The organism is Arthrobacter sp. IK3 (assembly GCF_051337705.1).
GTDB lineage: Bacteria > Actinomycetota > Actinomycetes > Actinomycetales > Micrococcaceae > Arthrobacter_B > Arthrobacter_B koreensis.
On sequence record NZ_JBPPSW010000002.1, the window covers coordinates 177,854 to 190,075 of the forward strand.

Consider the following 12,222-nt stretch of genomic DNA (forward strand, 5'->3'; position numbering starts at 1 on the left):
GTCGGCAGGCGATAAAGTACCCCTGTGACCGCACTGCCGTACTTCGTCCCGCCGTCCGCCTCGCTGACCGGCGGTGGGCCGCTGGGGTTGTCCCACCGGGGGTTCAGTCCCGACGGGCTCGAAAACACCCTGGCAGCCTTCCAAGCGGCGGTGGACCTGGGCTTCGGCTATCTTGAGACCGACGTGCGGACCACCAGCGACGGCGTACTCATGGCCTTCCACGATGAAACCCTGGACCGGGTTACCGACGCGTCCGGTCCGATCAGTGCCCGCAGCCTGCGCGAACTGCGCGGTGTCCGCGTGGGCGGGCGCGAGCCGATCCCTACGCTGGAGGAAGTCCTCCTCCGCTGGCCGGACGTGCGGCTGAACGTTGACATCAAGGATGCCGCCGGTGCCGCTGCGCTGGCCGCCCTGATCGAAAAGCACCAGGCCCAAGACCGGGTGCTGGTGACCTCCTTCTCGGACCGCCGGCGGCTGGACTGCCTGCGCCGGCTCTCAAAGCCTGCCGCGACCTCCGCCGGATCAGCCGCGATGGTCGCGCTGCTGCTGCTGTCGCCGTTGGGCCTCGGCGGCCTGGTTGCCCGGCTGGGACGCTTCGGTTGTGTGCAGGTGCCGGTCAGCTACCGCGGAATTCCCGTGGTGCGTCCCGCTTTCCTGCGGCGCTGCCGCCGGGCCGGTATCCAGGTGCACGTCTGGACGGTCAACACCCGGCCGCTGATGGAAGGCCTTCTGGATATGGGTGTGGACGGTCTGGTCTCTGACCGGGCAGACCTGCTGTCCGCCGTGCTGGCCGTGCGCGGCGCCTGGCCGCAGGGTCCCGGGACTGGCTAGGCCGGCCCTGCTGCACGTGCCGCGGCGGCGATTCGCTGGCAGGATGTAATCCATGCGCGTGCTCATAGCCCCGGACAAGTTCAAAGGCAGCCTCACCGCTGAGGAAGCCGCGGCCGCGATGGCGCAGGGGGTGCTCTCCGTCTATCCGGACGCTGATGTTACCCGGGTTCCGGTCGCCGACGGCGGTGAGGGCACGCTCGAAGCGGCGCTCGCCGCCGGAGCGCAGGAACGCACAGCGCGGGTCCGAGGGCCGCTGGGCCGCGAAGTCACGGCCGTCTGGGCGCTGGACGGCACGACGGCGGTCCTGGAAACCGCCCGCTCTTCCGGCCTGATGCTGGTTGAACCGTCCGTGCAGACGTCCCTGGCGGCGTCGAGCTTTGGCAGCGGGCAGCTCATCACGGCGGCGCTGGACGCGGGGGCACAGGAGATCATTCTCGGCATCGGTGGATCGGCGATGACCGACGGCGGTTCAGGTGCGCTCACCGCCCTGGGCCTGCGGATCCTCGACGCCGTCGGCGAGCCCGTGCCGCCGGGAGGCGCCGGTCTTGCCGTGGCCGCCGCCGTCGACGCTTCGGGCCTGGACCCGCGCGTGAAGGACACCCGCATCCGGATTGCCGCGGACGTGACCAACCCGCTGACCGGCCACAACGGTGCCGCCCACGTCTTCGGCGGGCAGAAGGGTGCCGATTCCTCCGCCCGGCTGCTGCTTGATGAAGCACTAGGAAACTGGGCGCGGCTGCTGAAGGAAGCTACCGGCGTCGACGTCGACGTTCCCGGTGCCGGAGCGGCCGGCGGCTTCCCGTCCGCCTTCCTCGCCTTCACGGATGCACGGATTGAACCGGGCTTCGAGCTCATTGCCGATCTGGTGGGCCTGGCACCGGCGCTGGAGCGGGCGGACCTGGTGCTCTCCGGGGAAGGCTCCATTGATGAGCAGTCACGGTACGGAAAGGCTCCGCTGGAGGTGGCCCGGATGGCCGCGGAAAAGGGAATCCCGGTGGTGCTGGTGGCCGGAGCCATCACGCTGGGTCCGAAGGTCCTGGCCGAGTACGGCGTTGAGGCGGCGGTCAGCCTGCTCGACCTGGCGCAGGGCCCGGAGGATGCCATGGCGCGGGCAGAGTTCTACGTTGCCCGCGCCACGCAGGCGGCCCTGGAGGGGGCCTAGATCCTTCTAGCCCAGGCTCGACGGCGTGGCGCCGACGTCTTCCTGCGGCTCCTCCGGCATGGTGCCCCGCCAGCGCGCGATCGCCATCATGCCGTGGTAGATCACCAGGGTGGCGGCGGTGCCCAGGGCAATGCCCTCGAAAGTCAGGCCGCCAACGTTCCAGGTGTAGTTCGCGATGCCGACCACCAGGGCAACACCGGCCACTGAGAGGTTGATCGGGTTGGAGAAGTTCACGCGGTTGTCCACCCAGATCCGGACACCCAGGATGCCGATCATGCCGTAAAGCACCACGCCGGCACCGCCCAGCACGCCCTGGGGAATGGTGGCGATGAGGGCACCGAACTTGGGGAACAGGCTCAGCAGCACCGCGGTGATGCCGGCAACCCAGTAGGCGGCCGTGGAGTACACCCGGGAGGCGGCCATCACGCCGATGTTCTCCGCATAGGTGGTGGTTCCGGAACCGCCGCCGGCACCGGCGAGCATGGTGGCAACGCCGTCGGCCATCAGCGCCCGGCCGGTGTACGGGTCCAGGTCCCGTCCGGTCATCGCGGCAACAGACTTCACGTGTCCGATGTTCTCCGCGACGAGTACCAGCACTACGGGAACGAACAGGCCAATGACGTTGAAGTGGAACGTGGGAGCCGTGAACTCGGGCAGGCCGAACCAGGCTGCGTCATTGATGGCGGAGAAGTCCACCTCGCCCTGAATCACCGCGGCGGCGTAACCTGCCAGGACGCCAACCAGGATGGAGAGGCGGCCGATCAGCCCCTTGAAGAGCACCGTGGTCAGCAGGATCACCACAACCGTGACGGTGGCGGTGATGGGACCGGCTTCGTAGTTGGTGCGGGTGGTGGGGGCCAGGTTCAGGCCGATCAGTGCCACGATCGCACCGGTGACGGTAGGCGGCATCAGGACCTGGATCCAGCGGGTGCCCGCCAGCTGGGCAACAAGGCCGATCAGGAACAGGGTAGCGCCGGCCATGATGATGCCGCCCAGCGCTCCGCCGGGACCGTGCTGGTTGACTGCGGCCGCGATCGGGGCGATGAAAGCGAAGGATGAACCGAGGTAGCTGGGGACCTTCCCGGCGGTAATGATCAGGAACAGGATGGTTCCGACGCCGGAGAAGAACAGGGTGGTGGCAGGCGGGAAGCCGGTGAGCAGCGGAACCAGGAAGGTTGCGCCGAACATGGCAACCACATGCTGGGCGCCAATACCGATGGTGCGCGGCCAGCTGAGTCTTTCATCCGGAGCGACGAATGAGCCGGGAGTAACTGTCTTGCCGTTTCCGTGGAGTTTCCAGTCTGTGCCGAACCTGCTCATGCGTGTGCCTTCCAAAAGGACAAAGGGGGATTGACTCGTGGAGAATGTTACCGGCGGGGCTTCTGTGCCACGCTATGTTGCACGCACCGGTAATTTTACCGGGGAAGCAAATGGGCCGACGCCGGCCTGTGACGGACGGATCATTCGTGGGAATTTCAGTTTCTGGACGGACAGTACTCATCACCGGAGCGGCCATGGGAATGGGCCTGCTGTACGCCGAACGGGCGGTGCGTGAGGGGGCCAAAGCCGTAGTGCTGTGGGACCGCAACGCAGATGCCCTGGAGGGAGCGGCACAGCGGCTGCGCGGACTCGGTACCTCGGAAGTCCTGCCGTACACCCTGGACGTCTCATCGGCAGCCGAAGTGGCAGAAAAAGCCGAGGCCGTGCTGGCTGAACTAGGCGCCCCGGACGTGCTGATCAACAACGCGGGCATAGTCCGCGGCAAGTACTTCTGGGAGCACACCGGAACGGACATCGACGAGGTCATGGACGTGAACACGCTGGCCCCCATGCACATCACCCGCGCCTTCCTGCCGGGCATGATCGAACGCCGCACCCCGGCCCGAATCCTCAACGTCGCTTCGGCCTCCGGCACCCTGTCGGTTCCCAAGATGAGCGTCTACACCGCCTCCAAATGGGCCGTGATCGGCTGGAGCGATTCGCTGCGCCTGGAACTCGAGGAAGCCGGACACGGCCACATCCAGGTCACCACCCTGATCCCCAGCTACATCAAGACCGGCATGTTCGAAGGGGCCCGCGGCCCGCTGATGACGCCGCTGATGGACCCCGAATACGTGGTGGACAAGGCCTGGAAGGCGCTGCTTGAGGGCAAGGCCCGGGTCCAGCTGCCGTGGACCGTCCCGCTGGGAAGCGCCCTGCGCGGGCTGCTGCCCCAGCCGGCCTGGGACGTGGTGGCCGGCAGGATCTTCAAGGTCTACCAGTCGATGGACCACTTCACCGGCCGCCCGGCACCGGACCCGGGCGCCCCAACCTCCGCAGCGGCTGGAAGCGGGAACCGGGCATGAGCGCGGGCACCCCGGCACTTTCCCCGGCAGCAAGCGTCCCGGCGCAGGTTGCCGCGGTACGCAAGGTCTATGCCAGCGGCCGTACCCGGCCTGTGGCCTGGCGGAAAGCGCAGCTGAAAGCCCTGATGCGGATGCTCTCCGAGCGGGAGCAGGAGTTCGCCGCGGCACTGCAGGCGGACCTGGGCAAGAATGCCCTCGAGGCGTACCTCACCGAAATCTCCATCACGCGGGCTGAAGCGGCCCACGCGCTGAAGCACCTGGCGGACTGGACCCGGACCACCAGGGTGCCGGTGCCGCTGGGCCTGCAGCCGGCATCGGCCAAGGTTGAGCCGCAGCCGCTGGGGGTGGTGCTGATCATCGCGCCGTGGAACTATCCCGTGCAGCTGCTCCTCGCCCCGCTCATCGGAGCGCTCGCCGCGGGCAACGCCGCCGTGCTGAAGCCCAGCGAGCTTGCGCCGGCCACTTCCGCGGCGATAGCCCGGATCCTGCCGGAATATCTGGACCCGGAGGCCGTGGTGGTCATCGAAGGTGCTCAGGAGGTGTCCCAGGCGCTGCTCGCTGAGGGCTTCGACCACATCTTCTACACCGGCGGGGAACGCGTGGGCAAAATCGTTATGCGGGCTGCCGCTGAGCACCTGACTCCGGTGACCCTGGAGCTGGGAGGCAAGTCTCCCGCCGTCGTACTGGACGGGAACCTGACCTCCATCGCCCGCCGGCTGGCCTACGGCAAGCTCATCAATGCCGGGCAGACCTGCGTTGCACCGGACTATGTGCTGGTCACCGAAGAAGCGGCCCCCAAGCTGCTCCGGGCCCTGGCCAAGGTGATGCGTGAGTTCGTGGGCAAGGACCCCTCGCGCAGCGCCAACTATGGCCGAATTGTCAATGAAGGCCACTTCGACCGGCTCACGGGCTACCTGGCGGACGGAACAGTGGTCTCCGGCGGACGCAGCAGCCGGGAAGACCTGTACATCGAGCCCACCGTGCTGGCGGACGTGCCGCTGGACGCCCCCGTGATGCAGGAGGAGATCTTCGGTCCGATCCTTCCGGTGGTCACGGTCCGGGACCTGGACCAGGCCATGGAGATCATCAACGCCCGGCCGGTTCCGCTGGCGTCCTACCTGTTCACTAGCTCCGCGTCGCAGCAGCGCCGGTTCGAGCAGGGCGTGCGGGCCGGGTCAGTGAACCACAACGCCGCCATAGTGCAGCTGGCGGTCCCGGAACTGCCGTTCGGGGGCGCCGGAGCCAGCGGGATGGGCGCGTACCACGGTAAGCACTCCTTCGACACGTTTAGCCAGGCCCGCCCGGTGTTTTCGAAGGGAACACTGCTGGATACCCTGCGCGTGGCCTATCCGCCGTACAACGGTTTCAAGGGCCGGATCCTGCGCCGCCTCCTCTAACTATTCGAGATGACAGAAACTGCTCGTATGAACGCTCATACGGGCAGTTTCTGTCATCTCGATGCGGCGGGCTACGAAATCACTGAGTCAACAATCGCCTTGGCCTCTGCCTGGACCTCGCTGAGGTGCTCTGCGCCCTTGAAGGACTCGGCGTAGATCTTGTACACGTCCTCGGTGCCGGACGGCCGTGCCGCGAACCAGGCGTTCTCCGTGGTGACCTTCAGCCCGCCGACAGCCGCGCCGTTGCCGGGCGCCTCGGTCAGCCGCGCGGTGATCTCCTCACCTGCCAGTGTGGTGGCAGTGACGTCCGACGGCGACAGCTTGGACAGCGCTGCCTTCTGTTCGCGGGTGGCCGGGGCATCAACCCGCGCGTAGACCGGATCCCCAAAACGGTTCGTCAGTTCCCGGTAATGCTGGGACGGAGTCCTGGATGTGGTGGCGGTGATCTCCGAGGCCAGCAGGGCCAGCAGGATTCCGTCCTTGTCCGTGGTCCAGACCGAGCCGTCCAGGCGCAGGAAAGAGGCGCCGGCAGATTCCTCGCCGCCGAATGCCACTTCGCCGGACAGCAGTCCCGGAACGAACCACTTGAAGCCCACCGGCACCTCCATCAGCCGGCGGTCCAGGCTGGCGGTCACGCGGTCAATCATGGAGGAGGAGACCAGGGTCTTGCCCACCATCGCGTCGCCGCGCCAGCCGGAGCGGTTGGCGTACAGGTATTCCACGGCAGCGGCGAGGTAGTGGTTGGGGTTCATCAGTCCGGCGTCCGGGGTGATGATGCCGTGACGGTCGGCGTCGGCGTCGTTGCCCGTGGCGATGTCGTAGCGTCCGGCCTGGGCGATGAGCGATGCCATCGCATCGGGGGAAGAGCAGTCCATCCGGATCTTCTCGTCCCAGTCCAGCGTCATGAAACCAAACTGCGGATCAACGCTGGGGTTCACCACGGTCAGGTTCAGTCCGTACTGCTCGCCGATGGCGCCCCAGTAATCGACGGAGGCCCCGCCCATGGGATCCGCGCCGATGTGCAGGCCGGAACCCTTGATGGCGTCCATGTTCAGCACCGAACCGAGGTCCCCCACGTAGTGCTGCAGGAAGTCGTAGGCGCCCACCGATTCTGCCAGCCGTGCTTCGCCCAGCGGAACCCGCTGCACGCCGCGCAGCCCGTTCTCCAGCAGTTCGTTGGCCCGGTTGGCGATCCAGGCCGTGGTTTCGGCGTCGGCGGGACCGCCGCTGGGCGGGTTGTACTTGAATCCGCCGTCGGCCGGAGGGTTGTGGGACGGCGTGATGACAATACCGTCCGCCTGGTCCGTGCGGGTGGCGTTGTGCGTCAGGATCGCGTGGCTCAGGGCCGGGGTGGGAGTGAACCCGGTGCGCGCGTCGATCAGGACGTTCACGCCGTTGCCGGCCAGGACTTCCAGGGCGGTGTTCTGCGCCGGCTCCGAAAGTGCGTGGGTGTCCTTGCCCATGAACAGCGGGCCGGTGATGCCTGCGCCGGTGCGGTACTCAACGATCGCCTGTGTAATGGCGGCGATGTGGGGTTCGTTGAAGGATCCCTTCAGGGAGCTTCCGCGGTGCCCGGAGGTGCCGAAGGCTACGCGCTGGCCGGGGTCAGCGAGGTCCGGCGCGACGTCGTAGTACGCGTCGAGCAGTGCCGTGAGATCGACGAGGTCGGATGGTTGGGCGGGTGTGCCGGCTCGGTTAGACATAGCTCCAAGCATGCCAAAGATTCAGGTGATCCGGCAGGCACGTACCTTCCGTGCCGCCCTCGCCGTGCCTCGGCCCACCAAAACGAGATGGCAGAAACTGCCCGTTAGAGGCGTCTAACGGGCAGTTTCTGCCATCTCGATGGGGAGGGGGAAGGGCTGGGGGTTACTGGAGCAGTGTGCGGTCGTCCAGGCCGCCCTTGATCTTCTCGAACTCGTGAAGCAGGTCCGGCACGGTCATGGCCGCCTTCTGCTCGCTGTCCAGGTCCAGGATGATCCGGCCCTCGTGCATCATGATCAGCCGGGTGCCCAGGTCCAGTGCCTGCTGCATGTTGTGCGTGACCATGAGCGTGGTGAGGTTGTGGCGGGCCACGATTTCACCGGTGAGGCGGGACACCAGGGCGGCGCGCTGCGGGTCCAGGGCGGCAGTGTGCTCGTCCAGCAGCAGGATTTTCGGCTCGCTGAATGTTGCCATCAGGAGGGAGAGCGCCTGGCGCTGGCCGCCGGAGAGCAGGCCGACCTTGGCCTTGAGGCGGTTTTCCAGCCCCAGTTCGAGGGACTTGAGTTCCTCGCGGAACAGCTCCCGCTTCTTGCCGGACACACCCCAGCCTAGGCCCCGGCGCTTGCCGCGCTCATAGGCGATGGACATGTTCTGTTCGATGCTCAGCTGCGGGGCGGAACCGGCCATGGGGTCCTGGAAGACCCGGCCGATGAAACGCGCCCGCTGGTAGTCGGCCAGCTTGGTGACGTCCTTGCCGTCAATGAGCACCGATCCGGTGTCCGGGCGCAGCTTGCCGGAGACCATGTTCAGCAGTGTTGACTTGCCGGCACCGTTGGAGCCGATCACGGTGATGAATTCCCCGGCCGCCAGCTCCAGGTCGATTTTCGCCAGGGCAACGCGTTCGTTGACGGTGCCGGCGAAAAAGGTCTTCTGTACGTTGTCGATTTTCAGCATCGGTTTGCTTTCGTTGCTAGCTGGCGGTGGTGACGTTGGACTTGCGCAGGCTGCTGAAGGTGGGCAGCCGGCGGAAGACCTTCCACTGCGGAAGGATCAGTGCCAGGACCACAAGCACCGCGGATATCAGCTTCATGTCATTGGGTTCGAAGCCGAGGTCCAGGGCCAGGGCAATCACAATGCGGTAGACGACGGCGCCCAGCACGACGGCGAGGGTGGAGACGACAATCAGGCGGGAACCGAAGATCGCCTGGCCGATGATCACCGAGGCGAGGCCAACCAGGATCAGGCCGATGCCCATGCCGATGTCGGCGAAGCCCTGGTACTGGGCCACAACCGCGCCGCAGAGGCCCACGAAACCGTTGGAGAGGGCCAGGCCCAGGATCTTCATCCGGTCGGTGCTGACGCCGAAGCTGCTGACCATTTCCTGGTTGTCGCCGGTGGCCTGCATGGCCAGGCCCAGGTCAGTGTGCAGGAACCAGTCCAGGAAGAGCTTCACGCCCAGAGCCAGCAGGGCAAACAGGGCAATGGCGACGGCGCCGCCCAGGTAGCCGTTTTCACGCAGCGGCGTGATGAGCGTGTCCTGGCGGAGCAGGGAGAGGTTCGAGGTCCCCATGATCCGCAGGTTGATGGAGTAGAGGGCGATCATGGTGAGGATGCCGGCCAGCAGGCCGTTGATCTTGCCCTTGGTGTGGAGCAGGCCCGTGACGCAGCCGGCCACCAGGCCTGCTCCGAACGCGGCTGCCGTGGCGGCCAGGGGTGGAACCCCGTTGGTGATCAAAATGGCCGCCACGGCTGCGCCGGTGGTGAAGCTGCCATCCACGGTAAGGTCCGGAAAATCCAGGATCCGGAAGGTGAGGTAAACGCCCAGGGCCATAACGGCGTAAATAAGCCCCAGTTCAACAGCAGTGATCATGGAAGTTCTGTTCCTTACAGCAGGGTGGGAAAGGCAGCTTCGGTGTTACTCGATGACCTGGTCGGCTTCGTCGAGCATCGAGGCGGGAATTTCGATTCCCATGTTGGCTGCTGCGCTCTTGTTGATGACCAGCTTGGTTTCTGTGAGGGTCTCGATCGGCATGGTGGCGGGGTCGGCGTCCTCTTCGAGGATCTTGATGGCCATCATGCCGGTCTGGTAGCCCAGCAGTTCGTAGTCAATGCCCCAGGTGGCCAGGCCGCCTGCTTCAACGCTGCCTGCGTCACCGGTGACCAGCGGGATCTTCTTGGTCTCGGCGATCTGGACTACGGAGTCCAGGGCTGCCACGACGTTGTTGTCCGTGGGGATGTAGAAGGCGTCGACGTCCAGGGACTCGGCTGCCTGCTGAACCTCGGCGGTGTTGCTCACTGCGGCGAGCTTGAGTTCCAGGCCCAGGTCCTTGGCGGCTTCCTGCGCGAGTTCAATCTGGACTTCGGAGTTCACTTCGCCGGAGCTGTAGACGATTCCCACGGTCTTGGCCTCGGGAGCCAGTTCCTTGATCAGTCCCAGCTGGTCCTCAACCGGGTTCAGGTCGCTGGTGCCGGTGAGGTTTCCGCCCGGTGCGTCCCAGGAGTCAACCAGGCCGGCTTCTTCCGGCTCGGTGACCGCGGTGATGAGGATGGGGATGTCGGTGATGGCCTGCGCGGCGGCCTGTGCGGTCGGGGTGGCGATGGCCAGCACCAGGTCCAGGTCATCGGAGGCGAACTTGGAGGCGATGGAGGTGGCGGTGGCCTGCTCGCCGGCGGCGTTCTGCTCGTCGTAGGAGATGTTCTCGCCCTCGGTGTAGCCGTTCTCGGCCAGCGCCCGCTTGAATCCTTCCTTGGCGGAGGTCAGGGCATCGTGCTCCACGATCTGGGTGATGCCGATCCTGACCATGTCCGAATCGCCGCTTGCTGCGGAATCCGAGCCGCAGCCGGTCGCCGCGAGGGATGCACCCAGCAGCAGGGCCCCCAGTGCCCCTGTCTTTGAACGCTTCATCGTTGCCCTTTCAGTGCGCTGCCCGCAGGCGGACGGCGCCGGCCGGGCAGGGTGTCGTTGTGCCGGACGCTGGCATCCGGTCCCCGGCCCCGACGTCGTTGATCGGAGCCCGGCAAACGGGTGCATTCAGCACCGGCTGATTGAACGATACTAACTGTGAGGGCGCTCACATTGTCTAATGCGACGCGCGACGTAGAGACAGATGCCTGCCAGAGTGCGGCGCTGCAGGACAAATGATGGACCTCCTGGGCCCATTTTTCTCAGAGTGTCTACGGCGGGGGCCATTGTTCTGTAGGAAACGGATACGCAAAAAGTGCCCGTTTGGAATCCAAATGGGCACTTTTTGCTAGGCGAAGGAAAGAACGGGTTACCGCACTCCGCCCATGAGCTTCTTGATGGCCGGGGCGCACAGCGCCAGGGCGGCGCCCAGCACGATGGCGGTGATGCCCAGGAAGGAGAAGTAGCTGACTTCGGTGTCCTGGCTGTAGAACTGTGCCAGCCAGCCGGAGATCGTGCTGCCCAGGGACACCGACAGGTAGAACAGCGCAACCATCTGCGTGGGGAACGCGGACGGTGCCAGCTTGGTCGCTGCGGAGAGGCCGGTCGGGGACAGGGACAGTTCAGCGAAGGTAAACAGCAGCAGGATGCCGGCCAGGGCCAGCAGCGGCGTGCTGGCAGGACCGCCGCCGGAGAACGGGATGAAGGCAAGGAACGCCAGGCCCATCACGGCGAGGCCGATTCCGAACTTCAGCGGAGTGCCCGGCTGGCGCGAGCCCAGCTTGGTCCACATGCTGGCAAAGACTGCGGCGAAGATGATGATGAAGATCGGGTTGATCGACTGGACGAAGCTCGGCGGCATCTCCCAGCCGAAGATTTCCCGGTTGAGGGAAGTGTCTGCGTAGAGCGCAACAACGGTGAACTGCTGCTGGAACAGTGCCCAGAAGGCGGTGCTCGCAACGAACAGCGGCATGAAGGAGAACACGCGGCGGCGTTCAACCTGGCTGACGCGCTTGCTGGACAGGATGACCACGAAGTACGCGATTGCTGCAACCAGAGCGAGGATCGCCATCAGGCCAACCAGGTTTTCGCTGTTGATCAGGCCGAAGGCAACCGCGGCCAGGACGACGGCGATTGCGGCTGCGGCGATGGATCCCACGCGGATGAAGTGGTTCCGGGGGAGCGGGTTGGCTACCAGGTGCGCGGACTCCGGAAGGTACTTGCGGGTCGCGGCGTACTGGGCCAGGCCGATGGCCATGCCGACCGCTGCGAGGCCGAACCCGAAGTGGAAGCCGAAGGAATTCCAGAGCAGGCCGGTGAGGATGGGGCCCGTGAGGCCGCCGATGTTGATGCCCATGTAGAAGATGGAGAAGCCGGCGTCGCGGCGTTCATCCTTTTCGTCGTACAGGCTTCCCACCAGGGCTGTGGCGTTGGCCTTCAGGCCGCCGGAGCCGATGGCGATCAGTACCAGGCCGATTGCCAGCCCGGCGTAACCGGGAACCAGGGACAAGGAGATGTGGCCAACCATCACGAGGATGGCGGAGTAGAAGAGGGTCCGTTCGGATCCCAGGATGCGGTCCGCTACCCAGGCGCCGACGATCGAGGAGAGGTAGACGCCGCCGCCGTAGGCGCCAACAAGGCCTGCTGCCACTCCCTCTGACATGCCAAGTCCGCCGTCAGTGACGGAGTAGTACATGTAGTAGAGCAGGATGCCCTGCATGCCGTAGAAGGAGAAGCGTTCCCAGAGCTCAACGCTGAAGAGATTCGCGAGCATCCGGGGATGGCCGAAGAATGCCTTCCGCGCGGGAGGCGCGGGGCTGGTAGTGGTGGGGCTAGGACTCATCATCCAATAGTCCCAAAGGGCCGCTGTGACCGATTCGACGT

The 12,222-nt window shown here is 65.8% G+C and carries 10 protein-coding genes; 4 read left to right on the top strand and 6 right to left on the bottom strand.

Going from position 1 to position 12,222, the window contains the following annotated elements:
* Positions 1–24 precede the first annotated feature (24 nt).
* Positions 25–831 carry a glycerophosphodiester phosphodiesterase family protein gene (locus ACSLGO_RS03495; protein WP_436399932.1) on the top strand — a complete coding sequence of 269 codons (807 nt, stop codon included), beginning with the start codon at positions 25–27 and terminating at the stop codon, positions 829–831.
* Between the two features lie 52 nt (positions 832–883).
* Positions 884–1,993 (top strand): glycerate kinase, encoded by a 1,110-nt coding sequence (locus ACSLGO_RS03500; RefSeq protein WP_436399933.1) that lies wholly within the window; start codon positions 884–886, stop codon positions 1,991–1,993.
* A gap of 6 nt (positions 1,994–1,999) precedes the next feature.
* Here ACSLGO_RS03500 and ACSLGO_RS03505 read toward each other — a convergent pair whose 3' ends face one another.
* Positions 2,000–3,313 (bottom strand): uracil-xanthine permease family protein, encoded by a 1,314-nt coding sequence (locus ACSLGO_RS03505; protein ID WP_091600816.1) that lies wholly within the window; start codon positions 3,311–3,313, stop codon positions 2,000–2,002.
* A gap of 146 nt (positions 3,314–3,459) precedes the next feature.
* Here ACSLGO_RS03505 and ACSLGO_RS03510 point away from each other — a divergent pair, with 146 nt between their 5' ends.
* The gene (locus ACSLGO_RS03510; RefSeq protein ID WP_436399935.1) at positions 3,460–4,338 is read left to right on the top strand and encodes an SDR family NAD(P)-dependent oxidoreductase; all 879 of its coding nucleotides are present in this window, start codon (positions 3,460–3,462) and stop codon (positions 4,336–4,338) included.
* Entirely contained in the window at positions 4,335–5,735 is a 1,401-nt protein-coding gene (locus tag ACSLGO_RS03515) for an aldehyde dehydrogenase family protein (protein WP_436399937.1), read from the top strand. Before ACSLGO_RS03510 ends, ACSLGO_RS03515 begins: the two co-directional genes overlap by 4 nt.
* A gap of 71 nt (positions 5,736–5,806) precedes the next feature.
* Here the strand turns inward: ACSLGO_RS03515 and pgm are convergent, their stop codons facing one another.
* From pgm to ACSLGO_RS03540, 5 genes are all read right to left on the bottom strand, one after another.
* The gene (pgm, locus tag ACSLGO_RS03520) at positions 5,807–7,438 is read right to left on the bottom strand and encodes a phosphoglucomutase (alpha-D-glucose-1,6-bisphosphate-dependent) (RefSeq protein ID WP_176697488.1); all 1,632 of its coding nucleotides are present in this window, start codon (positions 7,436–7,438) and stop codon (positions 5,807–5,809) included.
* Positions 7,439–7,601: 163 nt separating this feature from the next.
* A complete protein-coding gene (locus ACSLGO_RS03525; RefSeq protein WP_091600812.1) occupies positions 7,602–8,390 on the bottom strand; it encodes an ABC transporter ATP-binding protein in 789 nt (262 codons plus the stop codon).
* A 16-nt stretch (positions 8,391–8,406) separates the two neighbouring features.
* On the bottom strand, positions 8,407–9,306 hold the full coding sequence (locus ACSLGO_RS03530; protein WP_091600811.1) for an ABC transporter permease: 900 nt from the start codon (positions 9,304–9,306) through the stop codon (positions 8,407–8,409).
* 45 nt (positions 9,307–9,351) lie between these two features.
* A complete protein-coding gene (locus ACSLGO_RS03535; RefSeq protein WP_152274125.1) occupies positions 9,352–10,341 on the bottom strand; it encodes an ABC transporter substrate-binding protein in 990 nt (329 codons plus the stop codon).
* 367 nt (positions 10,342–10,708) lie between these two features.
* A complete protein-coding gene (locus ACSLGO_RS03540) occupies positions 10,709–12,181 on the bottom strand; it encodes a peptide MFS transporter (RefSeq protein WP_377955015.1) in 1,473 nt (490 codons plus the stop codon).
* Positions 12,182–12,222 lie beyond the last annotated feature (41 nt).

Coding starts and splice junctions, on each gene's coding strand:
- ACSLGO_RS03530 (WP_091600811.1), bottom strand. CDS start 9,306: ATGATCACTGCTGTTGAACTGGGGCTTATTTACGCCGTTATGGCCCTG.
- ACSLGO_RS03500 (WP_436399933.1), top strand. CDS start 884: ATGCGCGTGCTCATAGCCCCGGACAAGTTCAAAGGCAGCCTCACCGCT.
- ACSLGO_RS03535 (WP_152274125.1), bottom strand. CDS start 10,341: ATGAAGCGTTCAAAGACAGGGGCACTGGGGGCCCTGCTGCTGGGTGCA.
- pgm (WP_176697488.1), bottom strand. CDS start 7,438: ATGTCTAACCGAGCCGGCACACCCGCCCAACCATCCGACCTCGTCGAT.
- ACSLGO_RS03525 (WP_091600812.1), bottom strand. CDS start 8,390: ATGCTGAAAATCGACAACGTACAGAAGACCTTTTTCGCCGGCACCGTC.
- ACSLGO_RS03540 (WP_377955015.1), bottom strand. CDS start 12,181: ATGAGTCCTAGCCCCACCACTACCAGCCCCGCGCCTCCCGCGCGGAAG.
- ACSLGO_RS03515 (WP_436399937.1), top strand. CDS start 4,335: ATGAGCGCGGGCACCCCGGCACTTTCCCCGGCAGCAAGCGTCCCGGCG.
- ACSLGO_RS03505 (WP_091600816.1), bottom strand. CDS start 3,313: ATGAGCAGGTTCGGCACAGACTGGAAACTCCACGGAAACGGCAAGACA.